At 71.3% G+C, this 25,124-nt stretch carries 19 protein-coding genes and 1 pseudogene; 13 read left to right on the forward strand and 7 right to left on the reverse strand.

Annotated features, from left to right (window positions below; all coding sequences use genetic code 11):
* Position 1 precedes the first annotated feature (1 nt).
* From FB388_RS20815 to FB388_RS20825, 3 genes are all read right to left on the reverse strand, one after another.
* Complete coding sequence (locus FB388_RS20815; RefSeq protein WP_142103914.1) at positions 2 to 1,507, reverse strand: aldehyde dehydrogenase family protein; 1,506 nt, start codon at positions 1,505 to 1,507, stop codon at positions 2 to 4.
* Between the two features lie 70 nt (positions 1,508 to 1,577).
* Positions 1,578 to 2,471: an alpha/beta fold hydrolase gene (locus FB388_RS20820; RefSeq protein WP_246122237.1), complete on the reverse strand. Its 894-nt coding sequence runs from the start codon at positions 2,469 to 2,471 to the stop codon at positions 1,578 to 1,580.
* A complete protein-coding gene (locus FB388_RS20825) occupies positions 2,468 to 3,412 on the reverse strand; it encodes a 3-carboxyethylcatechol 2,3-dioxygenase (protein WP_142103915.1) in 945 nt (314 codons plus the stop codon). The genes FB388_RS20820 and FB388_RS20825 overlap by 4 nt, the downstream gene beginning before the upstream one ends.
* A 97-nt stretch (positions 3,413 to 3,509) precedes the next feature.
* Here FB388_RS20825 and FB388_RS20830 point away from each other — a divergent pair, with 97 nt between their 5' ends.
* The 5 genes from FB388_RS20830 (at position 3,510) to FB388_RS39525 (ending at position 8,620) form a co-directional block, all read left to right on the forward strand.
* A complete protein-coding gene (locus FB388_RS20830; protein ID WP_142103916.1) occupies positions 3,510 to 4,454 on the forward strand; it encodes a LysR family transcriptional regulator in 945 nt (314 codons plus the stop codon).
* A 70-nt stretch (positions 4,455 to 4,524) separates the two neighbouring features.
* Positions 4,525 to 5,880, forward strand: a complete 1,356-nt coding sequence (locus FB388_RS20835) for an MFS transporter (RefSeq protein WP_142103917.1) — start codon at positions 4,525 to 4,527, stop codon at positions 5,878 to 5,880.
* Complete coding sequence (locus tag FB388_RS20840; RefSeq protein WP_142103918.1) at positions 5,877 to 6,743, forward strand: amidohydrolase family protein; 867 nt, start codon at positions 5,877 to 5,879, stop codon at positions 6,741 to 6,743. The genes FB388_RS20835 and FB388_RS20840 overlap by 4 nt, the downstream gene beginning before the upstream one ends.
* Positions 6,743 to 8,404 (forward strand): FAD-dependent monooxygenase, encoded by a 1,662-nt coding sequence (locus FB388_RS20845; RefSeq protein WP_142103919.1) that lies wholly within the window; start codon positions 6,743 to 6,745, stop codon positions 8,402 to 8,404. The genes FB388_RS20840 and FB388_RS20845 overlap by 1 nt, the downstream gene beginning before the upstream one ends.
* A gap of 48 nt (positions 8,405 to 8,452) precedes the next feature.
* On the forward strand, positions 8,453 to 8,620 hold the full coding sequence (locus FB388_RS39525; protein WP_170225764.1) for a hypothetical protein: 168 nt from the start codon (positions 8,453 to 8,455) through the stop codon (positions 8,618 to 8,620).
* 186 nt (positions 8,621 to 8,806) lie between these two features.
* Here FB388_RS39525 and FB388_RS20850 read toward each other — a convergent pair whose 3' ends face one another.
* Positions 8,807 to 9,127 carry a hypothetical protein gene (locus FB388_RS20850; protein WP_142103920.1) on the reverse strand — a complete coding sequence of 107 codons (321 nt, stop codon included), beginning with the start codon at positions 9,125 to 9,127 and terminating at the stop codon, positions 8,807 to 8,809.
* 600 nt (positions 9,128 to 9,727) lie between these two features.
* Between FB388_RS20850 and FB388_RS20855 the strand changes: the two genes are divergently transcribed.
* The 4 genes from FB388_RS20855 to FB388_RS39530 all read left to right on the forward strand — a co-directional run bounded on the left by FB388_RS20855 (position 9,728) and on the right by FB388_RS39530 (position 17,267).
* Positions 9,728 to 10,981 carry an IS256 family transposase gene (locus FB388_RS20855; RefSeq protein ID WP_142103921.1) on the forward strand — a complete coding sequence of 418 codons (1,254 nt, stop codon included), beginning with the start codon at positions 9,728 to 9,730 and terminating at the stop codon, positions 10,979 to 10,981.
* 160 nt (positions 10,982 to 11,141) lie between these two features.
* Positions 11,142 to 16,136, forward strand: coding sequence for an AAA family ATPase (locus FB388_RS20860; RefSeq protein WP_142103922.1), 4,995 nt, complete (start codon positions 11,142 to 11,144; stop codon positions 16,134 to 16,136).
* A 119-nt stretch (positions 16,137 to 16,255) separates the two neighbouring features.
* Positions 16,256 to 16,807, forward strand: a complete 552-nt coding sequence (locus FB388_RS20865) for an SDR family NAD(P)-dependent oxidoreductase (RefSeq protein WP_246122239.1) — start codon at positions 16,256 to 16,258, stop codon at positions 16,805 to 16,807.
* 307 nt (positions 16,808 to 17,114) lie between these two features.
* A complete protein-coding gene (locus tag FB388_RS39530) occupies positions 17,115 to 17,267 on the forward strand; it encodes a hypothetical protein (protein WP_170225765.1) in 153 nt (50 codons plus the stop codon).
* Between the two features lie 206 nt (positions 17,268 to 17,473).
* On the opposite strand, the gene FB388_RS20870 is transcribed toward FB388_RS39530, so the two are convergent.
* The gene (locus FB388_RS20870) at positions 17,474 to 18,472 is read right to left on the reverse strand and encodes a GlxA family transcriptional regulator (RefSeq protein WP_425468584.1); all 999 of its coding nucleotides are present in this window, start codon (positions 18,470 to 18,472) and stop codon (positions 17,474 to 17,476) included.
* Between the two features lie 128 nt (positions 18,473 to 18,600).
* On the opposite strand from FB388_RS20870, the gene FB388_RS20875 reads away from it, so the two are divergent.
* The 3 genes and pseudogenes from FB388_RS20875 to FB388_RS20885 all read left to right on the forward strand — a co-directional run.
* Positions 18,601 to 19,488: an NAD(P)-dependent oxidoreductase gene (locus FB388_RS20875; protein ID WP_142103925.1), complete on the forward strand. Its 888-nt coding sequence runs from the start codon at positions 18,601 to 18,603 to the stop codon at positions 19,486 to 19,488.
* Positions 19,485 to 20,339 (forward strand): Rossmann-fold NAD(P)-binding domain-containing protein, encoded by an 855-nt coding sequence (locus FB388_RS20880; RefSeq protein WP_142103926.1) that lies wholly within the window; start codon positions 19,485 to 19,487, stop codon positions 20,337 to 20,339. The genes FB388_RS20875 and FB388_RS20880 overlap by 4 nt, the downstream gene beginning before the upstream one ends.
* A 59-nt stretch (positions 20,340 to 20,398) precedes the next feature.
* Positions 20,399 to 20,524 (forward strand): annotated as a pseudogene (locus tag FB388_RS20885) (IS5/IS1182 family transposase); the annotation flags it as partial.
* Positions 20,525 to 20,811: 287 nt separating this feature from the next.
* On the opposite strand, the gene FB388_RS20890 reads toward FB388_RS20885, so the two are convergent.
* Entirely contained in the window at positions 20,812 to 22,731 is a 1,920-nt protein-coding gene (locus tag FB388_RS20890) for a hypothetical protein (RefSeq protein WP_170225766.1), read from the reverse strand.
* 375 nt (positions 22,732 to 23,106) lie between these two features.
* Positions 23,107 to 24,042, reverse strand: a complete 936-nt coding sequence (locus tag FB388_RS20895; protein WP_211362139.1) for a diacylglycerol/lipid kinase family protein — start codon at positions 24,040 to 24,042, stop codon at positions 23,107 to 23,109.
* 516 nt (positions 24,043 to 24,558) lie between these two features.
* Between FB388_RS20895 and FB388_RS20900 the strand changes: the two genes are divergently transcribed.
* Positions 24,559 to 25,122: an alpha-ketoglutarate-dependent dioxygenase AlkB gene (locus FB388_RS20900; protein ID WP_142106159.1), complete on the forward strand. Its 564-nt coding sequence runs from the start codon at positions 24,559 to 24,561 to the stop codon at positions 25,120 to 25,122.
* Positions 25,123 to 25,124: the final 2 nt, after the last annotated feature.

Below are 25,124 nucleotides of genomic sequence, written 5' to 3' on the forward strand. Positions count from 1 at the left end.
CTCAGGTCGATGCGGGTGCGGCGGCGTCCTCGCGCAGCGCGTCCATGTCGGGCACCGGCCCGGAGCGGGTGATGAGGGCCTTGCGGCGGAGGAAGCGCAGCATCCCGTTCGGCCCCATGCGGGAGCCGCCCAGCCCGGACATGCCGTAGGAGGTCTTCTCGACGTCACGCATGATGGTGATCGTCAGGGAGGTGTCCATCAGGCTGACGGCGCCGGCACGGATGCGCCGCCCGATGGCCATGGCTTCCTGCTCGTCGCCGGCGATGACCGCGGCCGAGAGCCCGTAGTCGCTGTCGTTGGCGAGCCGGACCGCCTCGTCCACGGTGTCGAATGCCTGCACCGGGACGACGGGACCGAACGTCTCCTCACGCATGATCGTCATGGTGTGGTCGACCCCGGTCAGCACCGTGGCCCGCATGTAGCGGCCACCGTCGAGGGTCTCGCTGGGGCCGCCGCAGCGCACGACCGCACCGCGGGCCACGGCGTCGGCCAGGTGGGCGTCCACGATGTCGGCCTGCCGGCCGAGGATGAACGGGCCGAGGTGCCCGCGGGTGACGTCGGGGTGGTTCAGCTCGAGCCGCCGGGCCTGAGCGACCAGCTCCTCGACGAACTCGTCGTGCACGCTCCGGTCGACGTAGACCCGTTCGGTCGCGAAGCACACCTGGCCGGTGTTGTGCGCGGCTCCCTTGAGGACCGCGGCAGCGGCACGCCGCAGGTCGGCCGAGGCGGTCACGATGGCCGCGTCCTTGCCGCCGAGCTCGAGGAAGGCCGGGATGAACCGGCGGGCGCACGCCTGGGCGAGCGCGCGGCCGGTGGGCACGCTGCCCGTGAAGCACAGCGCGTCCACCTGGTCGACGATGGCCTGTCCGGTCTCCGGGCCCCCGACGACGTACCGCAGCACGGCGGCGAGCTCGGGCACCTCGGCGATGCTCGCCGCAACCGGTTCGACGAAGCGGGGCGTCACCTCGCTCGGTTTGACGATCACCGCGCAGCCGGCGAGCAGGGCGGGCACCGCGTCGAGCGTCGAGAGCAGGAACGGATGGTTCCACGGGCTGATCACGCCGAGCAGGGGGTACGGGTCGAGCTCTGTGTCGTAGCCGACCGTCTCGGTCACGCTCGACACGCCGTGGAGGCGAGCCCGGTCCAGGATCGCGGGGGCCGCGTCGCACCAGCCGCGGATGGCGGCGACCACCATGTGTGGCACCTCGTGGGACACCCGGCTGCGCCCCGTGTCGACCGTCTCCGCGTCTCCGATCGCCGCGGCGTTGGCCTCCACCACGTCGGCCCAGCGGCGCATCACCGCCACCCGGTGACCGATCCCTGCCTCGTTCCACGCGACCTGGGCGCTGCGGAGGGCGGTGCCGAGGCCGGCGATCTCCGCCGGTCGCGGCGGGTGGATCCAGTGGTCCACGCGCCCCGTACGGGGGTTGCGCACCGGCAGGACGTCGGTGGCGGCCGCCGTCGCGCTGTCGAGGTGATGGCCATTCGAAGGCCGGGTCTCGGTCACTGGAGGCTCCCTTGCCGGGTGTCGAGCTGTGCGTGGGTCGTGCGCGAACGCGTGTGGAGTGTCGCCCGCGTCAGACGCCGACGTGGGCGTCCTCGGCCAGGAACGCGAGCACGAGTTGGTTGAAGCGGCGGTGCTGCTCCCACTGCGGCCAGTGGCCCGCGCCCTCGACCAGCTCGAGGCGCCCGTTCGGGAGCCGCTCCGCCATACGCAGCCCGACGGCGGCGGGTCCCGACGGGTCGTCGCTGGTCCAGATCACGAGGGCGGGCGCGTGGATTCCGGCCAGCTCCTCGTCCGTGATCATGTTGCGGGCCCGCACCTCGCCGTCCTGCAGGCACATGATGTTGCGCATCGACTCGGCGAAGGCCGGCTGCGCGTAGATCGTGCGCCGGACGTCGACCAGTTCCTGGGTCACGCTCGCCGGATCGGCCATCAGCCAGCTCACCCGGGCGCGGATGCGCTCGTCGCTCGGGTCGTCCGCGGCGCCCTGGGACAGGGTGCGGATGCGCTCGCGCACCGCCGGATCGGACAGCGCGCCCCCGGGGGTGTTGAGCACGATCCGGCCGACCCGCTCCGGGTGCGCGTAGGCGGTCTTGACGGCGATCCACCCGCCGAGGGACTCCCCGTTGAGGTGGGCGCGTTCCACGCCGAGCACGTCGAGCAGCCCGAGCAGGTGTGCCACGTAGTCCGGCAGCTCGAGCGGCTTGGCCGTCGCTGTGGTCAGGCCGTGGCCCGGATAGTCGTAGGCGATGACGCGATAGTGCTCGGCGAAGGCGGGCACGTTGCGCGCGTACGCCTCCAGGTGCCCGCCGACACCGTGCATCAGTACGACGGTCTCCGGACCGGAGCCCGCCTCCAGCACACGGGTGCTCCACTCGCCGACCTGCACGTGGCGGATCGTCAGGTCCTGGCCCAGCAGGGCCGTCCAGATGCTCGGCTCGGCTGTCACGGGGCTGGGGACGGTCACGCGCTCCTCCGGGTCTCTGCTGTGGTGATGCCGAAGCCGGCGATCCACTCCGGGATCGGGCGGTAGAAGCTGCTGCGCACGGTGTAGGGGCCCGCGGCACCGAGTGCCGCGTAGCAGGCCAGCCAGGTGCGGACCTCGTGCGCGGAGTTGCCCGCCTCGGCGGTGATCCAGTCGTTCGTCCACGTGTCGGCGGCCGCGAGCCTGCACTCGGCCAGCAGGTCGAGGAAGGCTCGGTCCCAGTCCGGGTTCAGTCGCGGTCCGGGCTCCCCCGCCACCACGGCCAGGCCGGCGTCGCGGACCCGGGCCTCCCGTGCGGCACGTTCCTCCGGCGTCGGGTTCCGGCCGGCGACGAGCCGGGCGGCGACCTCGGGCGGCGCCCCCTCCAGGGTGGGCAGAGGCGGATCGTGGGAGAGCCCGCCCGAGCCGAGCAGCAACACCCGACGGTCGAGCGCCACGAGCGCGCGACCCAGTGCCTCGCCGAGCAGCCGCGTACGGCGGATCGGGCCGAAGGGCACGGCCAGCGAGTTGACGAAGACCGGCACGGTCGGGACGGCGTCGATCGCGCCGAACAGCAGCTCCAGAGGCTGCGCGAACCCGTGGTCGACGATCATCCGCTCGGACATCGCCAGGTCGATCCCGGTCGCGAGCAGTTCGCGTACGACGTGTCGGGCGGCGGCGCGGTCGACGTCCAACGGCCCGGCGCCCGTCCCGTAGTCGCCGACGGCGTCGGCTGCGGTGCCCACGCAGAACGGCGGCATCAGGTCGTAGAACATGCCGTTGTAGTGGTCCGGCGCGACGACGACGACCAGGTCCGGCCGGAAGTCCGCCGCGAAGGCACGCGCCTGGGCGAACGCGGCGTCGACCGCGGCGCGGGTGTCACCTCGCGGCTCGACGGTGTGCATCAGCGGCGTGTGCGACGCGGTGATCGCGGCGAGCGGCATCCTGACCTCCTCGGCGGGCGGGGACACCACGACGCTATGTCCGGCCGTTCACATAGGTCCATGTGAAAGTTCGACGCAGCGACTTAGCATTTCGGCTATGAGTACTCCGTCGCCGGCGCCGGACAACCGCATCTCCCTGCACAAGCTCGAGGTCCTCTGCCGCGTGGTGGAGCGCGGCGGCGTCCGGCTCGCCGCCGAGGACCTCTTCGTCTCCCAGCCCGTCGTCAGCGCGCACCTGCGCTCGCTGGAGGAACGTCTGGGGGTCAAGCTCTTCCGACGCGAGGGCCGGGGCATGGAGCTGACCGAGGCGGGGGCCGAGGTGCACCTGTGGGCCACGGAGGTGCTGCGCGGGCGCACCGAGCTCGACCGCAGCCTGCGGGACATCTCCCGCGGGGCCGCCGGCCGGGCGTCGATCGGGTCGAGCATGTCCGTCGGCAACTACGTGCTGCCCCCGATCCTGGTGGACTTCCGCCGCCGTCACCCGCACGCGGCGATCTCGCTGAACCCCTCCAGCGTCGAGATCGCCCTCGAACGCACGCTCGCGGGCCGCTACGACTTCTCGGTACTGGCCACGGACGCCGTCCTCGACACCAACTCCTTCGAGGCGGAACTGATCGCCCGGCCACCATTCTGCCTGGTCGCGGCGATCGACGAGGAACGGGTCGGAGACGCGGCGTCGGTCGCCGAGCTGACCGGGCTGCCCTTCGTCTGCCCTCCTGCGGGGATGGCGATCCGACGCAGCCAGGACTCGGCGCTGGCGGCGATCGGGGTCGTCGACCGGCGCGTGGAGATCGAGCTCGGGAGCGCCGAGTCCATGAAGGTGGCGGTGCAAGGGGGACTGGGGGTGGCCTTGCTCTGGCGGGAGTCGGTGCGCCGCGAGCTGGAGGCGGGCCTGCTGCGCGAGGTGCGGATCGCGGGCCACGACCTGCACGACAAGCTGTACCTCGTGCAGCGCCGCGGGAAGCGGCTCACGGCCTTCCAGTCCACGTTGACCGCGGTCCTCCGCGACGGCATCCGGGCGCGGCTCGGCGAGGACCGATAGCCATATGGCTCATTCGAGCCATGTGAATTCGTCATAGTGCTATTCGTGCAGGACGCCTAGCTTTCCCGGCATGTCCGACCTCGCACCCTCCGCGCCGGCCGCTGCCGCCCGGCCGGGAGCCCCCGCGGCCACGCCGCCCGGTGGGCTGCGGCGGCTCATCACCGTCGCCGTCCTGGCCCAGGCCGTGGAGTACTTCGACTTCTTCGTCTACGCCACCGCCGCCGCGATCTTCCTCGGGCCGCTGTTCTTCTCCGGGCTCGGGGACACCGCCGCGACCCTGGCCTCCTTCCTGACCCTCGCGGTCGGGTTCGTTGCCCGCCCGCTCGGTGGCGCGGTCGCGGGCCACTACGGCGACCGGTACGGCCGCAAGCCGATGCTGGTGGCCTCGACCGTGATCATGGGCGTCGCCACCTTCCTGATGGGCCTGCTGCCCACGGCCGCCACGGTCGGCTGGGTCGCCCCGGCGCTCCTCGTGGTACTGCGGCTCCTGCAGGGCTTCGCACTGGGCGGGCAGTGGGGCGGTGCGTCCCTGCTGCTCACTGAGAGCGCCCCGACCGGGCGCCGCGGCTTCCTCGGCAGCTTCGTTCAGGTCGGCGCGCAGCTGGGGCTGATGGGTGGGATCAGCGCCTTCCTCGTGCTGTCGTTCGTCTTCTCCGACGCGCAGATGTCCGCGTGGGGATGGCGGATCCCGTTCCTGTCCGGACTGGTCATGATCGGCGTCGGGCTTTACATCCACCGCGCGGTGGAGGACACCCCCAAGTTCAAGGAACTGCAGGCCACGCGGCCGGAGTCCGACGCGCCGGAGCAGCCGCCCCTCGCGAAGGTGGTGCGCGAGCACTGGCGGACGATCCTGCTGGCCGGGGGCGCCTTCGTGCTGCCGAACGCCGTCGCCTTCATCATCGTGTCGGGGATCCTCGACTACGGTGTGCGCTCGTTGCACCTGCCGAGGGGTTCGCTGCTCGGCGTCATCCTCGCGGCCGGAATCGCGCCGCTGTTCTTCCTGCCGTACTTCGCCCACCTGTCCGACCGCGTGGGACGGCCGCGGCTGTTCATCATCGGGGCGATCGGCGTGGCGGCCTGGGCGTGGCCGATGTTCGCGTTGATCGACACCGCGAACCTGTGGCTGATCTTCGTCGCGCTCCTCGTCTGCTTCACCGTCCACTCGATGATGTTCGGGCCGCAGGTGGCGCTCTACTCCGAGCTGTTCAGCACCGACGTGCGTTTCTCCGGGGCGTCGCTCGGCTACCAGGTCGGATCGATCTTCGGGGGCGGGCTGGCCCCGCTGATCACCGCCGCGCTGCTCGACGCGACGAGGGCCAGCTGGTCCGTCGCCGCCTACATGACGGTGCTCGGCGTGATCAGCCTGCTTTCGATCATGGCCCTGCGCCGGCGCGCGAACGCGGCGGGCCGCGAGGAGCTCGCGTGAGCAGGCGGACGGTCCGGTACGTCGTCGACACCCATCACCACGTCGGCGCCCTGTCGATCGGCGCGGCCGAGGAACGGACGGCCACGCGGGAGGCACGCGAGCCCGTCGAGGCCCACCACAAGATGCTCGACCGCTTCGGCATGACGGCCTGCGCGGTGATGCCGGGGCTGCAGTACGAGCGCCCGCACGGCATCGTGAACACCCGCGAGATCAATGACGGCATCGCCGCCTACCGGGACCGCTCGCCGCGTTTCCTCGCCGCGCTGGGGACCGTCGAGCCGTTGCACGGGATCGCGCTCTGCCGCGAGGAGCTGGACCGGATGACCGCCGAGCTCGGCCTCGACGGGGTCGTCTGGCACACGCGCTACCAGGGCGTGGCCGTGTCCGACCGGCGGATGCACGCCCTGGTCGACGAGGCGACAGCCCGCGGCCTGCCCTGCTACGTGCACATGTTCGCCGAGTCGAACCTCGAGGCGCCCTGGATGTTCGCCGATCTCGCCCGCAACCACCCCGACGCGACGATCGTCGCGCTCGACGGCTTCTCGGGGTCGACCCAGATCCAGTACGTGATGGACCTGGCCGACCGCTTCGGCAACGTCCTGTTCGACACGGCGATCTGCTTCCCGCTGCTCCGCCCGCTCGACGCGTTCGTCGCCCGGTTCGGTTCCGAGCGGCTGTTGTTCGGCACGGACTCCTACGCCGACCCCGTCAGCTACAACGTGCCCGCCGTCATGGAGGAACTGCTCGCGTCCGACATGGACGCCGAGCACCTGGAGAACATCTTCTGGCGCACCTTCTGCCGGGTCTTCCCCGCCGCTGGCAAGGCACTGGACGCGCTCGACGCCCCCGAGGAGATCCGCTGATGCCCGCCCCCTCCCACCACTCCGTGATCGTCGTGGGTGCGGGCCCGGTCGGCCTGACGCTCGCCGCCGAGCTCGGCACCCGCGGCGTCGACACCCTCGTGCTCGAGCAGAACCGCGGCACCACGGACAACCCGCGCTGCAACACCACCAACGCCCGGTCGATGGAGTACTTCCGCCGCCTCGGCGTCGCGGACGCGATCCGGCGGGCCGGGCTGCCCCTCGACCACGCCACGGACGTCGTCTACTGCACGACGCTGACCAGCTGGGAGCTGACCCGCTTCCGGTTCTCCTCGGCGCAGCAGATCCTCGACGGCTCCGCGCCCGAGCTCGCCGAATGGCCGACACCCGAGCCCCAGCACCGGATATCGCAGATCTTCCTCGAACCGATCCTCGAAGAGCACGTCCGCGGCTACCGGTCCGTCGCGATCGCCCGCGGACACCGGGTCGTCGGGGTCGTCGAGCGCGGCGAGACCGTAGAGGTCCGGGTCGAGGCGGACGGGGTCGAGACGGTGCTGACCGCCGACTACTTCGTGGGATGCGACGGCGGCGCCAGCACCACCCGCCGCGCGATCGGCGCACGGCTCGAAGGTGATTCCCGTGCCGCGGAGAACCGGCTCTCGATCTACTTCCGCTCGGCGGAGCTGGCCCGCGAGTTCGCCGCAGCGGAGCGACCGGGCTGGATGTACTGGTGGTACGGCCCGCACCTCAAGGGCTCCTTCGTGCAGCTCGACGGCGCGGGGCTCTACCTCTGCCACGCGCGGGTTCCGGAGGGCGTCGCCCCGGAGGACCTCGACGAGGACGAGGTGCTGCGCGCCGCGCTGGGCCGCGAGATGGAGCTGGAGAAGATCCAGGTGGTGCGGTGGACACCGCGCAGGCTCGTGGCCGATCGGTTCCGCGACGGCCGGATCCTGCTGGCGGGCGACGCCGCGCACCTCTGGCTGCCGCTCGGCGGGTTCGGCATGAACACCGGTATCGCCGACGCGGTGGGACTCGGCTGGCGACTGGCCGCACTCCTCGCAGGCTGGGGCGGCCCCGAACTGCTCACGGCCTACGAGGTCGAACGGCGCTCGGTCGGCGAGGCCACCTCCCGCGCCGCCCTGAAGATCGACCGTGACATGGCGACGATCGCCCGCGACCCGGCACTGCACGGCGACGACGCCGAGGGCGCCCGGCTGCGCGCCGAGGTCGGTGCGCTCATCGCCGAGATCGACCGACAGCAGTGGCACAGCCAGGGCGTCCAGTTCGGTTCCCGCTACGCCGGGTCCCCGGGGATCGTCGCCGATCCCGCGTCCGGCCGCGGGGCGATCGACCGGATCGACCGGTACGAGCCGACTGTCACGGCCGGCTCCCGGTTCCCCCACGTCTGGCTGCCGGACGGGCGGTCGGTGTTCGACCTGCTCGGGCGGGACTTCACCCTGGTCCGCGCGCACGGCGACGTCGACCCGTTCGTCGACGCCGCGGCCCGACTCGGCGTCCCGCTGACCGTGCTCGATCTCGATGGGACCAGCCTGCCCGGCGAGCCGAGCCGACTCGTACTGGTGCGCCCCGACATGTACGTCGGCTGGAGCGGGGACACCGCCCCCTCCGACGTGGACGGGCTGTTCCGCGCGCTCGCCGGGACACGCCAGGCAGGCCCCCGGATTTCCAGCGCCGCGTCCTGACCGGCGAGGTCCACACACCCTGCAACGGCTGCAGTGTGAAGGAATGCCATGACCGACCACCTGACCACCCTGTACTCCGGGTTCAGCGAGCGCCTCCCGCGCACGCCGGACATGGCGATCGACGCGATGCGTGACCTCCGAGGCCGAGCTCACGGTCGTCACGTGCTCCAGGCCGTCCTCGGCCCGTTCGACCGCTCACGCGCACCCCGTTCCTGACCGCCGACAGCCTGTGGCTGGAAACCGATCCGACGGCGAGATCCACGGACGCACGCTCGTGCAGATCAGGTTGCAGGCCAACGCATTGCGCGTCATGGTCACCCCTTCCTTCGAGGACACGTGAGGCCGGCATCGTGCGAGCGCGACTGCGCCGAGGAGGTCGCGCAGGCCCTGCAGAGTCAACGATCAGGCAGCGGTCGGGGCGGAGGCGCCGGCGGCCGGCACCTCGACGATCCGCTCACGGTCCGCTAGGGCGCGGCCGGCGGTGGTGACGGCCTGGAGCACCGCGATGCGGGCGTCGAGAAGCGCGGCTGCGGCGCGGCGGGCGCCCGTGTCGGTACTGCCGAGCCGTGCCGCGTCGTCGACGGCTGCGTTCAGTGCGCTGAGCAGGAGCTGGGTCGCCTCTACGATCTGACGGCTGGCGCCCATCGCGTAGAGCCGGGGCTCCGAACACGACGGGAGGCAGTCGATGGTGGCGCGTTCGGCGTCGCACGGTGCGGCGGTCATGGCGGACCCCGGCCTTCCTTCCTACCTACTGCGGGACTTGTCTGAACGTAGGTACGACCCCCGACAGTTCCGGGGCCTCCCACCACCCCGACCACTGCATCGCCCGAACGGACCAGCGAAGAGCGATTGAGCCACTCGGCCCGGGCCCTCGTGATCCCACAAGCACACGCAGGTGGGCCGCCCGGGAGCCGCTCGCTGAGTACGTGGCCGCCCCCCATGCCGGCCACGCGACCAATCAGGCCCGGATGTGGGACCGGCTGCTGCGCCGCGCGCCGTGACCCACCGCCGCGAGCAGGTCGATACACCTCGGGTCCATTCCTGCCCGGTGCTGCCGCCGCAGCTCGCGCTCGAGCGGTTCGCCGATGGGCGACGGGGGCAGGGCCGAGGCGATATCTGAGCCGCAAATGGGACGCCCGAGACCGAGATCCAGCCTTACCGGATCACCGGAACGCTCCGTCGGTGCAGGTTCGCCGGCGGCTGCGTCCTCAGAGGTGGTGTACGAGTCCCTCGCTGGTGAGCGGCGTGGCGTCGTGATGTGAGACGGCCACCGCGTGATCTTGATGAGTACCGACCAAGGAACTCACCGAGAGGATCACCACGATGGCCGCACCGCACCATATCGAGGTCACCGAACTGTTGGAGCAGCAGCTGCAGGGCGCGTCGCCGGATCTACTCCGGCAGATGATCGCCTCGCTGGCGAACGCGATGATGTCCGCCCAGGCCGACCAGGCCTGCGGCGCCGACTACGGCGAACGCAGCCAGGAGCGGGTCAACCGGCGCAACGGGTATCGGGCCCGGGAATGGGACACCCGCGCCGGCACCGTCGAGCTCGCCGTGCCCAAGCTGCGCGAGGGCTCCTACTTCCCCGACTGGCTGCTGACCCACCGCCGCCGCGCCGAGCAGGCCCTGGTCACCGTCGTGGCCACCGCCTACCTACTCGGCGTCTCCACCCGCCGAGTCGAGCGCCTCGCCGAGCAGCTCGGCGTCAAGTCGCTGTCCCGATCGCAGGTGTCGGAGATGGCCACCCACCTCGACGCCCAGGTCACCGCGTTCCGGCAGCGCCCCCTCGATCACGGGCCCTACACGTTCGTCTGGGTCGACGCTCTCGTGGTGAAGGTCCGCGAGGACGGCCGCGTGGTCAACGTGCACGCGCTCGTGGCGACCGGGGTGAACGCCGATGGCCATCGGGAGATCCTCGGCCTGGACGTCGCCAGCGCCGAAGACGGCGCCGGCTGGCTGGCGTTCCTGCGCGGACTGGTCGCCCGCGGCCTGTCCGGGGTGCAGCTGGTCATCTCCGACGCCCACCCCGGCCTGGTCGCGGCGATCGGCTCCGCGTTGCCCGGCGCGGCCTGGCAGCGGTGTCGCACCCACTACCTGCGCAACCTGCTCACCCGCGTCCCGAAGAGCGCGCAGCCGCACGTGGCCACCCAGGTGCGCACCATCTTCGACCAGGCCGACACCGACGCCGTGCACGCCCAGTACGACCGCGTCATCCACGCCCTCGAGCCCCGCTTCCGCGACGCGGCCCAACACCTCGAAGCGGCCCGCGCCGAGCTACTGGCCTTCACCAGCTATCCACGCGAGATCTGGCGCCAGATCTGGTCCAACAACCCGCAAGAGCGGCTGAACAAGGAGATCCGCCGCCGCACCGACGTGGTCGGGATCTTCCCCGGCCGCGACGCCCTGATCCGCCTGGTCGGCGCCGTCCTGGCCGAGCAGAGCGACGAATGGACCGAAGGCCGCCGCTACATGGGCCTGGAACTGCTGGCCAAGTCCCGCATCCGCATCATCACCACCGAACCCGACCCGGCCACCAGCGAGCCGCCGGTGACAACCGAGGCGCTCACCGCATAACCTTCACCAAGATCACGCGGGGGCGATCTTGTACACCACCTCCGCGGACGTGGCCTCGCCGGCAGGCGCCGCGAGCGCCCTGGTCTCTGGGGTAGTCGCGATGCCGCGTCTGGGTGTAGGCACTGCATGAGCCAGGTCCGGCCATGCCGGGAGGTGTCGGATGGAGCCAGGCGGAGTACTGCCAGGCCGAGGTCCACCTGCTCGGGCCGAAGTCCTGCACGAGAGCGAACGCACGCGCGTCACCCGGCTCTTCCTCTCCGGACGCACGATCATCCGCAAGGAGCCGTTGGGACCGGACGCAGACCGTCGGCTCGGGCACGAGCTTGCGATTCTCGATCGGCTGCGCGGGCTCGCCGGGGTCGCGCAGTTACTTGATGCCCCACGGTATGCCGGATCGATCGTGATGGCTGACGTCCGTGGCACGAGCCTGGCCAGATCGGCGACGCCGCTCGCTGTCAGTCCTCTGATCAGGCTCGCCGTGGAGTTGGCTGAGGCCGTCGCGGGGATGCACCGCCGGGGTGTGATGCACCGCGACATCGCTCCCGCGAACATCGTGATCTCCCGCGAGGGCGCCCCCTGCGTGGTGGATTTCGCATTGGCGACGCCGTTGGCCGAAATTCGTCCAGAGTTCAGCCACCACACGGAGATCGTGGGCACGTTGGCGTATCTGGCGCCCGAGCAGACCGGGCGCACTGGGCGGTCGGTGGATCAGCGTGCCGACCTGTACGCGTTGGGGGCGACGCTGTACGAGCTGGGGACGGGCGAGCCCCCGTTCGGCACCGGCAACCCGTTGCGGCTGGCGCATGATCATTTAGCGCGGGTGCCGGTACCGCCGAGTGAAGTGAATTCGGCTGTTCCGGCGGCGCTGTCAGAGATCATCATGCATCTGCTGGAGAAGGAACCGGACAACCGGTACCAGACCGCCGAGGGCGTGATCTACGACCTGAATCGGTTGCGGGACGCCCAGACAGATCCGGCGGCGGGTCCGGTACGCATCGGTGAGCATGATCTTCCGCTGTGGCTCCTGCCGCCCTCGCGGCTGGTGGGGCGCGATGCCGAGATGGTGATGATGCAGGCGGCGTTCGAGGACGCGCTGGCGGGCCGGTCTCGTGGCGCACTGGTCAGCGGCGCGCCCGGAGTGGGCAAGACGACGTTGGTCGACGAGCTGCGGCCGGTGGTGACCGCCGTGGACGGCTGGTTCGTGGCCGGGAAGTTCGACCAGTATCGGCGGGATCTGGAGTTCGATGCCGTCTATCAGGCGTTTCGCACGTTGGGTCGGCTCTTGCTGGCCGAGCCGGAGGACGAGCTGGCCGAGGTCCGCGAGCGGATCTTGCGGGGGGTCGGGCCGAACGCGGGTCTGCTGACCGCGACGGTGCCGGAGTTCGCGGCGCTGCTGGAGGTGCCGCCCGATGCCGGGGATCCGCTGACCGCGCAGGTGCGGGCACAGCAGAACGCTGTGAAGGTGCTGCGCGCGGTCGCCTCGCGGAAACGGCCGGTGGTTCTGTTCCTCGATGACCTGCACTGGGCCGGGCGCACCCCGCTCGGCTTCGTCGACCTGGTGCTGGGCGAGGAGCCGATCGAGGGTCTGCTGCTGGTGGGCGCCTACCGCGAAGACGGCGTGGACGCGGTGCATCCGCTGGCGGCGGCGCTGTCCCGCTGGCGGGACCAGGCCTCAGTGCGGCACCTGCGGCTGGCCAACCTGTCGGAATCCGGGTCTGTCGCCTTGATCTCCGAGATGCTGCACGTCGACCCCGCCGCGGCGGCGGGCCTGGCGGAGGTGATCGGTCCGTGCACGTCGGGTAATCCGTACGAGACGGTTGAGCTGCTCGACGCGCTGCGTCGGGACGGCTTGCTGACCGCGACGGCCGCCGGTTGGCGGTGGGAGGCGGCGGCCGTGCACGCCCACTTGGGCCGCTTCGAGGTCGCCGCGCTGCTGCTGGCGCGAGTCGAGGCCCTGCCGGCGCCGTCCCGGGCGGTTCTGGAGGCGATGGCGTGCCTCGGCGGGCGGGCCGAGCTGAGCCTGCTGCCAGCCGCGACCGGCGAGCCGTCCGTCATGGTGGAACAGGCGCTGGCGCCCGCCCTGAAGGAGGGTCTGCTGGTGGCCGAGCCCGGGCCGAACCAGGCAGTGCGGTTCCGCCACGACCGGCTCCGCGAGGCGGTCATGGGCGGGCTGGACCCACGGCGGCGGCACGCGTTGCACCTGGCCATGGCGCGGCGGCTGGCCGCCGTGCCGGAGCTGTTCGCGGCCGCGGCCGGCCAGTACCTGCCAGTGGCCGGCACAGTGGACGATGCCGCAGAGCGGCGGCTGGTGGTGGAACTGCTACGGGCCGCAGCCGACCAAGCCGCGCTGATCGGGGATCACGCCCTGGTGAACGAGCTCTTCGCCGCCGCACTACATCTGATCGGCGCCGATGACAGAGCCACGCTGATCGCAGCGCACACCGGCCGGCACGCCGCCCTGTACGGCCTTGGCCGCTTGGAGGAGGCGGACGAGGAATACAGCGCGATCAGGAGGCTGTGCACGACCACGACGGAGCACGCCGGCGCGACGGCGGTGCAGGTGAGAAGCCTCACCTACCGGAGCCGATTCGCGGAGGCGATCGCTCTCGGCATCGAGTCGCTGCATGAGCTCGGCATCGCCGTCCCGGCCCCCGGTCGGCTCCTCGCCGACCTCGACCGCCAGTTCGGGCATCTGTACCGGTGGCTGGACCACACGAGCGCCTCCGACGAGCTGGCCCGGCCGGACATCACCGACCCCACACTGCTCGCCACCACCCACCTGCTCAACGCAATCCTCCCGGCTTGCTACATCACCGACCACGCCACGCTCGCCTGGCTGAGCCTGGAGGCGCTGCGGATCTGGATCGAGCACGGCCCGGCGCCCGGTCTGCTCGGCCCAGCGAGCCACGCGCCCTTCGTCGCTGTGACGCTGCGCGGGGACTACGACGCCGGGTACCGCGGGTTGCGGCGGGTCCTGGCGCTGGCCGAGTCCCGCGGCTACGAACCCTTCACGTCGCAGGCGCTCTCGCTGTTCGCCATGCTCGCCTGTTGGTTCGAGCCGATCGAAGACAATGTCGATGCAGGTCAGCGGGCCCGGGAAGGGCTGAGCTTCGGGGGCGATCTCGCCAACGCGGGCTACACCTACCACCGAACCGTGACGGGCCTGCTGGACTGCGCGCCAGCGCTGGACACCTACGCAGCCGAGGTGGAGGCGGGGGTGGCCTTCGTGCGCCGAACCGGCAACGAGCAGGCCGGGCAGTGGCTCGACTGCTACCGGTGGCTCGTTCATGTGCTGCGGGGTGACGGCTCCGCCGCGGCGGAGGCGGTCCCCATCGACAGGTATGCCGGCAACCCGTTGGCCCAGTTCCACGCGCACCTCACGCGCGCGATCGTCGCAGCCATCTTCGGCGATCCGGCCGGCCTGGCGCGGCACACCGCGGCGGTGATGCCGCTGCCGCCGGCCGCCTTGGGCATCTACTCGAGCGCCGTGGCGCAGGTGTTGCGCGGGGTGGCAGTGGCCGGGCAGGCCCGCACGACGGGCGACGAAGGCGGCCATCTGCTGTCCGAGCTGGACGATGTGACGCGATGGCTGGCCGCGCGGGCTGCGGACGCGCCGGACAACTTCCTGCACCTGCAGCGGTGGCTCGAGGCCGAACGTGCGTGGACTGTCGGGGACTTCCGCGCCGCCGCCTTCGGCTTCGACGCCGCGCGGCGGGAGGTCGCTCAGCGTCGGCGGCCGTGGCATCGAGCTCTGATCGCCGAACGCGCGGCCCGCTTCTACCTCGCACACGGCCTCGAGCACTCTGGTTACGAGCTGCTGGCCCAAGCCCGCCGGCACTACGTCGCATGGGGCGCGTCCGCGAAAGCCGGTCAGCTGGACTGGGCCTACCCAAGTCTGCAACCGCACCCTGACGTGATCACCGAGCAGAGCGCTGACCAGCCCAAAGGTGTTCTTCATCAGCGGGTCACCGTCACGTCGGGAACCCTTGATCTGCTCGGCATCCTGTCGGCGTCGCAGGCGCTGAGCTCCGAGACCAGTGTCGAGCAGCTGCACGCCCACGTGGCAAAGGTGCTCGGCACGATGACCGGTGCCACCGGCGTCCAGCTGCTGCTGTGGGGCGACGACAGCCAAGATTGGCTGCTGCCGGCACCGGGCGGCCGCGCCGTCCCGATCAGCGGCACCGGGAACGAACGCGCGATCCCGATGTCCGTGCTGCGCTACGCCCAGCGGACCGGTGAACCGCTGGTCGTGGACGACGCCACCCGCGACGACCGCTTCGCCCGCGACCCATACCTCGCCGGCGTCGACCACTGCTCCCTGCTGGCCCTGCCCATCCTCAGCCGCGGCACCCTGAGGGCCGTGCTGGTGCTCGAGAACCGCCTGATCCGCGGCGCGTTCAGCACCGAGCGGCTCGACGCCGTCCGGCTCATCGCCGGCCAGCTCGCCGTCTCCCTCGACAACGCCCAGCTGTACGCCGAGCTCACCACGTCGCGGGCGCGGATCGTCACCACAGCCGACCAAACGCGCCGGCGCATCGAGCGGGATCTGCACGACGGCGCACAGCAACGACTGGTCTCCCTGGCCATCCGAGCGCGCACCGCCCAGGCCGCGATGCAGACGGTGGCGCCGCCGGAGGCCGACGAGCTGGCGGCCCAGCTGAACGATCTGGCAGTGGAGGCGACCAGCGCCCTGGACGAGCTGCGCGAGCTGGCCGGCGGCATCCACCCGGCGATCCTCGCCGAGGCCGGGCTGCGCCCGGCGCTGAAGGGTCTCGCCCGCCGTTCTCCAGTTCCGGTCGAGCTGACAGTGCGCGTCGACGGGCGGCTACCGGAGCCGATCGAGATCGCCGCCTACTACCTGGTGGCGGAGGCGCTGACCAACGCGGCCAAACACGCCGACGCTTCTGTCGTCCACATCGAAATCAACACCGACACCGCCGAGGACGACGCCGGCAACGGCGGCGACGTGCTGCGGGTGTCAGTGCGCGACGACGGCCGCGGCGGTGCCGACCTCGCCGGCGGCTCCGGCCTGGTCGGGCTCAAGGACCGCGCGGAGGCACTCGGCGGCCGGCTCCGGGTGCGCAGCCCACTCGGTGCGGGCACCGCCCTGCAGGCCGAGCTCCCGCTGGGTCCTGCCCGCCCGGTCCCGGGGTGACGAGCCGAGCGGGGATAGCATCCGCCACTTCGTCGAGCTGGCGAAGCAGTTCCACTCGGGCAACGGGGAGCCGGTTTCGCGATTCTGCCCCGACCCGACAAACCCGAGCCCGATCGATCGTGCGCTCACTCGGCGCCCTCACCGCAAACTTGGATTTCTCACGCCAGGCGGCGGGTCCCACGGCCGCGGCGTCGGTGGCCTGGCCCACCGAGATGGCCTACGACGACGCGAAGAACGTACTCCACAGCAATCTACTCAGCGCGTTCCTGGTGATGAAGCACTTCGCGCCGCTGATGCCCACCGCAGGAGGCTCGTTCGTCTGCGTCAGCTCACGGCTCGGCATGGTCGCCAAGCCCGAGGAAGTCATGTACTCCGCCGCGAAGGGAGGCCTGATCATGCTCAACAAGGGCGCGGCGATCGAATGGGCGCCGCGCAACATCCGCGTCAACGTCGTCACTCCGGGCCCGACCGCCACCCCGATCATCGATGCATCTATTCGGCGCAGCCCCGACCCCGAGGCCTACCGCCGCGAGCGCGAAGCCCAGATCCCGCTCCACCGCCTCGCCACCCCCGAAGAGGTCGCCGACGCGGTCCTCTTCCTCGCATCATCGGAATCGACGTACATCACCGGAGCGGTCCTCCCCGTCGACGGCGGATACACCGCCTTCTGAGCGGACACCTTGATCAGCCGGGGAGCCGCGCGGGCAGCCCCAGGGCCGGCGGGTCGCGGGAGCGAATCAGCACTGTGCGCGAACCTGATGGCCGCTGGCCGATCTGGTCACCTCGACGGGCCGGGACGCGACCGCAACAAGATCAACGAGCCAGGAGCTTCAGCAACCGGCACGCACGCTCTGTAATGCATCAGCTAGGCATTCATCAGATCGTGAACCAAACGAAACCAGCCCAGCCCAGCAGTCGTTGCCAAGCCAGAAGGACACCCGGAGGTGGACGGCGCTACCCGAAGGAAAGGCTTTCCACATGGAAGACCCATCGCCGATATTTACGGAACTGATCGAACTCTTCAGCCAGCGCGCGATGTTCGAGCGCTCCGAGGCGACGACATCAAGCTATGCCGACAGCGAGGCCCCTACCGCCGCAATTCCAATCGGCGGTGAACTCGTTTCCGAGTGACGACGCCCAGTTCGCCTGCCGGTCACCAGCCGATTCCCAGCCAGTGGGCCTTTGCCAACCTGCCGGACGGGCAGGTCAGGGCCGCTCTGGCGTGGCGTACGGAGTAGCGGGCCTGCAGAGCACGCGAACGACATGGCCACCACGGCGGTGACGAGCAGGACTGCTGGGCGCGTTCGCGCCGGGCGCATGTCGGCTTCGAGCGACAGCTACGCGCGGACGGGCCGTTCGTGCTGCCGGGACCCGACGTGGCCGGCGGAGGCCCGGAAGGTGCGGCGGTACTCGGTGGGCGGCACCCCGACGTGCAGCGCGAACTGGCGGCGGAGGTTGTTCGCCGTGCCCAGCCCGCTGCGCTCCCCGACGAGCTCGATGGGCAGGTCGGTGGCCTCCAGCAGCGCCTGAGCGCGGGCGAGCCGCTGGGTGAGCAGCCACTGCAGCGGGGTGCGTCCCGTGGTGGACCGCACGTGCCGGTGCAGCGTCCGCGTGCTCAACCCCGCCCGCCGGGCGAGGTCCTGCACGGTCAGCGGACGGTCGAGGTGCTCCACCGCCCACTGCAGCACCGGCGCGACCGGGTTGCCGTCGTCGACCGGGATAGCGAGGTCCACGAACTGCGCCTGCCCGCCCGCGCGGTGCGGCGGGACGACCAGCCGGCGCGCCAGTTGGTTGGCCACGTGGGCTCCGAGGTCGCTGCGCACGATGTGCAGGCACAGGTCGAGTCCGGCCGTGACACCGGCGCTGGTGAGCACGTCCCCCTCGTCGATGTAGAGGACGGAGGGGTCCACGCGCACGGCCGGGTGGCGGCGGGCGAGCACCGGTGCGTGCATCCAGTGGGCCGTGGCCCGCCTGCCGTCGAGCAGACCGGCGGCGGCGAGGGCGAACGCCCCGGTGCAGAGCGCGACGATCCGCGCGCCTCCGGCGTGGGCGGCACGGAGCGCGTCGATCAGCTCGGGCGGGACCTCGCGGTCGCCGTGGACGCACTCTTCGGGCATGCCCGGCACGACGACGGTGTCTGCCCCGGGCACGTCGGCGAGTCCGTGGCGGGTGCGGAGTCCGAACCCGGGCGCGGCGCCTGGCGCGTCGGACTGCACCGCGCACAGGCGCATGTCGTACCAGGGGTCGGCGAGATCGGGCTGCGGGATCCCGAACACGAGGCAGGCGATGCTCAGCTCGTAGAGGTCCCACAGCGGGATGTCCCGGTCGTCGACCACGACGACGGCGACGGAACCGGGTGCGCCCACGCTGCTCCCCGCCACGCCTCGAGCGTACGGCAGGAATCTGGTGGGTCGTGTCGGTCCTGCCAGTGTCGGCGTCGCCGCCCATGGCGTGGACTGCCGGTATGAGCACAACGACCCCGAACGGCCGTTCGGATGTGACGGTGATCGGCCTCGGACTGATGGGCAGCGCCCTGGCGCGGGCATTCCTGCGGGCCGGCCACCGCACGACGGTGTGGAACCGCTCGCCCGCGAAGGCGCGGCCGCTCGTGACCGAAGGCGCGGTGCTCGCCGGGTCGGCCCGCGACGCGGTGGCCGCGAGCCCCCTGCTGGTCGTGTGCGTGCGCGACCCGGATGCGGTGCGCGAGGTCCTGGAACCGGTCGCGGGCGAGCTGGCCGGCCGCGCACTGGCGAACCTCACGTCGGGCTCGTCGGAGCAGGCCCGCGCTCTCGCCGGTTGGACGGCGGGCCACGGCGCGGACTACCTGGACGGGGCGATCATGATGACCCCGCCCGGCATCGGCGCCCCGGACACGCTGATCCTCTACGGCGGGCCGCGTGGCGCCTTCGACGTGCACGAGCCCGTCCTGCGGGCGCTGGGCGGAGCAACCACGCACCTGGCGACCGATCCCGCCGTCCCGTCCCTGTACGACAGTGCCCTGCTCGGGCTGATGTGGAGCAGCCTGACCGGGTTCCTGCACGCCCTGGCGCTCGTCGGCACGGAGGGCGTCACGGCGACGGAGTTCCTGCCGTTCGCCACCGGCTGGCTGCGCGCGGTCGGCTCCTTCATGCCGGGCATCGCCCAGCAGGTGGACGCGGGTGCCTACCCGGGGGAGGAAGCGACGCTCGAGACGCAGCTGCCGCCCGCCCGGCACCTGGTGCACGAGAGCGAGCTGCGGGGCGTCGACGCCACGCTGCCGCGGTTCACCCGCGACCTGATCGAGCGGGCCGTCGACCGGGGCCACGCCGGGGACAGCTACGCCCGCCTCATCGAGCAGCTGAGAGCGCCGTGAGGACGACCGGCAGCGCGAGCGCCCGGGAAGACGCCCCGATCCTCGTGCTCGGTGGCACCGGCCGGACGGGCCGGCGGGTCGCCGACCACCTGGGGCGCCGCGGCCGGCGGGCACGGGTCGCCTCTCGGTCGGGTCCCGTCCGCTTCGACTGGGACGACCCGGGCACCTGGGGCCCGGCCCTCGCCGGCGTCGGCGGGGTGTACCTGATGAGCGCAGGGGCGGGAGAGGCGGTACCGGCGTTCCTGGACGTCGTCCGCGCGAGCGGCGCGCCGCGGGTTGTCCTGCTGTCGGCCCGCGCATGGGAGCGCGCCGGCGACGGCGATCTGCTCGCCGTCGAGCGATGGGTGCGGGAGCACGCACCGGGATGGACCATCCTGCGCCCGACCTGGTTCGCGCAGAACTTCGACGAAGAGCCGTTCCTGCGCGACATGGTCGCTACGGGCACAGTCACGCTCTCGGCTGGGAACGGGTTGGTGCCCTTCGTCGACGTCGAGGACGTCGCGGAGGTGGCGGCGGCGGTGCTCACCGAGCCAGGCCACGTGGGACGAGTTTACGAGTTGTCCGGGCCCCGGCTGCTCGGCTTCGGCGACGCGGTGGGGGAACTGGCGCGCGCCCGCGGACGGTCTGTGCGGTACGACCCCGTTTCCTCCCGCCGCTGCGCGGCGCGGCTGCGGGAGATCGGCTGCTCCGCGGAGGTCGCCGCGTTCGTGGACCGCATGCTCGGCTGGGTGGCCGCCGGCGCCGAGGCACACCTGTCCGACGGCGTCCACCAGGTGCTCGGCCGGCAGCCCCGCGACTTCGGTGAGTACCTGCGCCGCGGACGGTGCCTCCCCGGGGGGCGGACTCAGTGAGCCTTTGCCAGCCTGCCGGACGGGCAGGTCAGGGCGCTCTGGCGTGGCGTGACCTCGCAGCACACGCCCGCCAGCGCGGACCGGGTGAGCGGGCCAACGCCGAGCTGAAGAACTGGAAGATCCTACGCAAGATCCGGTGCTGCCCGAGCCGGGCAGCCGAGCTCGTCGCCGCAGTCCAGACCCTGATGATCGCCAGCCGCATGACCAGGTTGGCAAAAGCTCAGTGCAGACCCAACAGTCGACCCGGAGACCGGCGACCACGACCTCAGCCTGTCTCGCGCTGGTGCCCATCGGAGCAACTGCTGGGAACCGCCGAACACGCCCTGACCTGCCCCTTCGACAGGTTGACGAAAGCTCAAATGGGCTGAATCTCGCGGGGCGTAGTTGCACACCCGTAGGGTCCGCCGGGCTCGCTCGAGCGGGGCTGCAGGTCGGCTCCCGACCATCCCCGGGTACTTGCTCTGGTGCGCCGCTACCCGCATTCAGAGGTGAGGCGTGGTGCGTGCCGCTTGGATGGTATATGGATGGGGCCCTCTATGAGTTCGGGGCGAATGTCCTCGGTCGGCTGGAACCAGGGTCGGCTGGCCCATTCTCCGCGTTCCTGCGAGTCGGTCGGCGCGGTCCCGGTCAAATTCTGGTCAAATTTCCATCGGGCGGGGAGCCGGACGCCGACCGGATACACGGTCAGCCCGTCCGGGTTGACGCGGAGTCGTAGGAAGTTCTTGTAGCTCTCGTTCGCGCAGGCCGCGTACAGCTCGTTGCTGTTGACCTGCCAGTGGTCGGCAATCCAGAGATACACGGCGACCATGAGCGGGCCGAGCATGGCGCCGACGGCCCCGCCGAGGACGGCGCGCATCCACGGGTCCGCCGCGGCGACTCCGCTGATGTGAAGGAGCAGGTCGACGACAGCGATCACAACGCCCAGATGCAGGACGGTGTGCAGCGCGGCCAGGGCCCGCTTACGACCGGGGGAGGCCTGCGAGCCGGCGGTGAAGGCGTACAGCGCAGCGAACAGGCCCAGCGCCGTCAGCGTGACCGGGAGCAGAGCCGCCACCGCCTCCAGCCATCGTCCGGTGGGACGGTCGAAGACCCGATCAGCCGGGACCGCCATGGCCACCAGACCGTAGACCGCCGCCGTGACCAGGAAGAAGCCCCGGTTGTGGTAGATCTGCCCGAAGATCCGCCGGCGCAACCGTCGTGACTCGCCGGTGGCCGGGAAGACCCGCTCGAGCCCGAACACCTTGGGCTGCTCCTCGGGTACAGCCTCCGACAACTCCGGAGCCGGCAGTTGGACCGGGGTCGGCAGGTGGTGAGTGGGTGACAGGTAGGCGCCCCCACCCCCTGCAACGATCTTGCTCTCGCCATCGGCGGTCGTGTAGCGGGCGTAGAAGTGCAAGTCACCGGCCAGGGTGAGCCGCAGCTCGGCCCGGGCACCGATCACCGTCCGCTGGAAGTACTCCAGCACGTCGTGCGCTGCCGGGTCCTGGCGGGTTGCGGTCCAGGTCGGCTTGGCCGCGCACAGCACGATCTGTGCCCCCGGTTCCAGCGCGCGGGCCCGCTCCTCGAAGTAGTCGAGCTGCCCGGTGTCGATATCGGTGGCGAGCGCCACGTCCACCGCCCACAGGTGCCAGTTGTGCGGCAGGGCCAGCGCGAAGTAGCTGCGGGTCTGGCAAGTCTTCCACCCGCCGATCCAGCGGCCCTGGCAGAACTGTTTCACGAAGCTGGCCAGGCCGTCATACCAGTCGTGGTTGCCCGGGATGGCGAACAGCCACCGCGGATGCCAGGTCCACGGCAGCGTCGACCGGAACGGGCCGACCAACCGGTTGCGATACTCCTCCATCGTCGCGAACGGGTACGCCTGGTCCCCGCCCAACACCAGAATCGCGCCCGCCCGCGTGAAGTGCTCGCCCGTCGGGCCGGGCAGGGTAAGGCTCTCGCGGGCCACCAGCGCGGCGATGGTGGTGGTCGCGTCGAACCCGTCCCCGGAATCGGAGACGTAGTCCAGCCACAACTCCTCGGCACCCGTGAAGTCATAACCGCCAACCGTCTCCACCAGGCTCCAGCGATCCCCGCCGGCGTGTGTCGCATCGGGGAGTCGAGTCGCCAGGACGCCGGTGTGGGCGTCGCGCCGGTCGAAGAACTCCGCGAACTTCGTCGACAACGCAACCTGCACCCCGATCAGCACCAACAGCTTCGGCACCAGCCAGCGGGTCGGCTCCTGCGGCGCGAATTCGATCTGCGCGGGCGCGCCCGAAGTGGGCCGCGTCGAGGGCGGCACCCCCGGCGCCGGCATTCGCACCGGCTCCCCCGGCCACTCGCCCGCGCCTCCAGCCCTCTGCGGCCCATCCGCACCGGGGGCGGCCTCACCGCCGTGCATCACGTCCACAATCACCCCAACACCGCGTCACAACGCTGTGGCTCGCACCAGCGCAGCCGGCGTTACCCCGACCCCACCGGTCACGACGGCCGGTCTGCCAGCGTCGCACTTCCTGTGCTGACGCCGACCAACCCCCGAGAGCACATCGGTGACCTTCGCTCGGCCTGTCGTCGCCCCAGAGCGCCACTTCCCTCAACGCCGGGACCGGCAAGACCGTCAATCTGACCTGCCCGTGGACCAGGAACCGCCTTACGACAAGGCTCTGCTCGTTGGGGTCGGGGTGCTCAGGGGTGGCGATGTAGAGGCGCGCACCGGCGGTGCCGCCGGCGACCTGGTGCCAGCGCTTCATGCAGCGAGCGGAAGCTCCGCGGCGTTGGGCGGCGAGAAGGCTCAGGTGTCTCTGAAGGAAGGGCGGACCATCACGCGTAGCGCGTTGGCCTCCAGCGTGATCTGCACGGGCGTGCGTCCGCGGATCTCGCCGTCGATGTCGAGGTCGAGGGGCGGATCGGTTTCCAGCCACAGCTTGTCGGCGGTCAGGAACGGGCTGCGGGCCAGCGGCCGGTACGGGCCGTAGAGAGCCTGGCGCACGGTGGCGGCGGTGAGGCGGAGCCGGTTGGCGTCACCGAGCCGGTAGACCACGAGCAACCGGTCGTCGACGCCGGCGTCGGCGGCGATCGCGCGGCCGGCGTGGAAGCTGCCATTGGCGATGTTCAGCTGGTGGGTGGCCAGCTCGTACACCTCGCCGTCCACCCTCAGCCGGGCACGGAACGGCTGGTGGCGGGGTAGCAGCGCCAGCGCGGTCAGCGGGTAGGCGGCCCGGCCGAGGAGCCGTTTCAGTCCGTGCGGGACGTGTTCGGCCACCAGGACCGACACCCCGAGGCTGGTCAGATTGGCGAAATGGCGACCGGCCGCGTGGCCGAGATCCACGTCGGCCACCTTGCCCTCGGTGAGGGTCCGCACCGCCTCGGAGAGGTTCAGCGGCAGGCCGAGACTGCGAGCGAAATTATTCGTGGTCCCCAACGGCAGCACGCCCAGGCACACGTCACGATGGGCGAGCTGATGGCAGGCCTCGCTCAACGTGCCGTCCCCACCGCCGACCACCACCAGGTCAGCGCCGCACGTGGCCGCCGAGGCGAGGCGCTGCGGCAGGTCGGCGGGATCACTGACCGGCCAGACGCCCATGAGGTCCAGCCCCGCGGCCTGCAACCGCTGCCGAACCTCCGCGAAGTGCCTGCGCCCCCGGCGGGATCGAACGTTGACGACCAGCGCGGCACGCCCCTGCGCCCGGATGACCGTCGTCAACGCCGCCTTCGTGCGGATCTCCACAAGCTCACCTCCCGCGTCGCCCAGTTCAGCAAGGGCATCGCTGTCGCCATCCTCCGAGTAGAACCGCACATGTGCGCGGAGAGACTCCCTCAAGTTGCAGTTGAGTTTGCTGTTGCAGGTGCAGCTCGTACGGCCGTGGGTGCCGCCCGCTCGATGGTGCTAGGGGTATCCGGCCCACCAGCCGCGCGAGCATCCCTCATCAAGCGAGCGCACCCGTAGGTAGGCGTACGTGGTGGCAATGTCAGGGAGGCGCCCGGTGTGATTGCCATGCCGCCCATGGGCAGGACCTGCGCCATTGCAACGCGGCGAACGAGTGCGTCGAGGCCGGGGGGGTTACGCCGATGAGACAGCCGGCCGCCGCAGCTCCACCGGCGACAGCTACGCGCGTCGGCCGCGCCTGAGACCCGACCTCCGTTGCGCGCTCCGACGCCCCTTGCCCTTCGGTTCACACCGCGTCCGGATTCTGCCGCCCCCGCAGCGCGTCGTCGCCGCCCTACCCTGGCCTGGGTGGGACGGATGCGCGGGATCGCGGAACGCCCGGAAGGGCTCTCCTACCACCCCGACGTGCTCTTCCCCCACGAAGAGCAGGACCTGCTCGCCGTCGTGGAGTCGCTGGACCTGCAGCCCGTGGAGATTCGCGGACAAGTCGCCCGCCGTACCGTCAGGCACTTCGACCTCGAGTACGGCTACGAGTCGTGGCTACTGCAGCCCGCGCCACCGCTCCCCCGCGAGCTCGAACCCCTGCGCGAGCGGTGCGCCCAGCTCGCCGGACTGGCCCCGCAGGACCTGGCGCAGACGCTCGTCACCCGGTACCCACCCGGCGCAACCATCGGCTGGCACCGGGACGCACCCGTCTTCGGCCCGATCGTCGTCGGGGTCTCGCTGCTGTCCGGCTGCGTGATGCGCTTCCAGCGGCGCGTCGGCGGCGAGCGCCAGGTGCACGAGGCGGCGCTCGCGCCGCGCTCGGTCTACATCCTGAGCGGCAGTGCCCGGTCCGCCTGGCAGCACAGCATCCCCGCCGTGCCCGCCCTGCGGTACTCCATCACCTTCCGCACCCTGCGCCGGCCGGTAGCGCGGTGAGT

This window comes from Pseudonocardia cypriaca (genome assembly GCF_006717045.1).
In the GTDB taxonomy this organism is placed as follows: Bacteria; Actinomycetota; Actinomycetes; order Mycobacteriales; family Pseudonocardiaceae; genus Pseudonocardia; species Pseudonocardia cypriaca.

What these genes read in the sequence shown, in the direction of transcription:
- FB388_RS20825 (WP_142103915.1), bottom strand. Translation starts at nt 3,412, where the DNA reads ATGCCGCTCGCCGCGATCACCGCGTCGCACACGCCGCTGATGCACACC.
- FB388_RS20830 (WP_142103916.1), top strand. Translation starts at nt 3,510, where the DNA reads ATGAGTACTCCGTCGCCGGCGCCGGACAACCGCATCTCCCTGCACAAG.
- FB388_RS20900 (WP_142106159.1), top strand. Translation starts at nt 24,559, where the DNA reads ATGCGCGGGATCGCGGAACGCCCGGAAGGGCTCTCCTACCACCCCGAC.
- FB388_RS20835 (WP_142103917.1), top strand. Translation starts at nt 4,525, where the DNA reads ATGTCCGACCTCGCACCCTCCGCGCCGGCCGCTGCCGCCCGGCCGGGA.
- FB388_RS20860 (WP_142103922.1), top strand. Translation starts at nt 11,142, where the DNA reads ATGGAGCCAGGCGGAGTACTGCCAGGCCGAGGTCCACCTGCTCGGGCC.
- FB388_RS20850 (WP_142103920.1), bottom strand. Translation starts at nt 9,127, where the DNA reads ATGACCGCCGCACCGTGCGACGCCGAACGCGCCACCATCGACTGCCTC.
- FB388_RS20845 (WP_142103919.1), top strand. Translation starts at nt 6,743, where the DNA reads ATGCCCGCCCCCTCCCACCACTCCGTGATCGTCGTGGGTGCGGGCCCG.
- FB388_RS20875 (WP_142103925.1), top strand. Translation starts at nt 18,601, where the DNA reads ATGAGCACAACGACCCCGAACGGCCGTTCGGATGTGACGGTGATCGGC.
- FB388_RS39525 (WP_170225764.1), top strand. Translation starts at nt 8,453, where the DNA reads ATGACCGACCACCTGACCACCCTGTACTCCGGGTTCAGCGAGCGCCTC.
- FB388_RS39530 (WP_170225765.1), top strand. Translation starts at nt 17,115, where the DNA reads ATGGAAGACCCATCGCCGATATTTACGGAACTGATCGAACTCTTCAGC.
- FB388_RS20855 (WP_142103921.1), top strand. Translation starts at nt 9,728, where the DNA reads ATGGCCGCACCGCACCATATCGAGGTCACCGAACTGTTGGAGCAGCAG.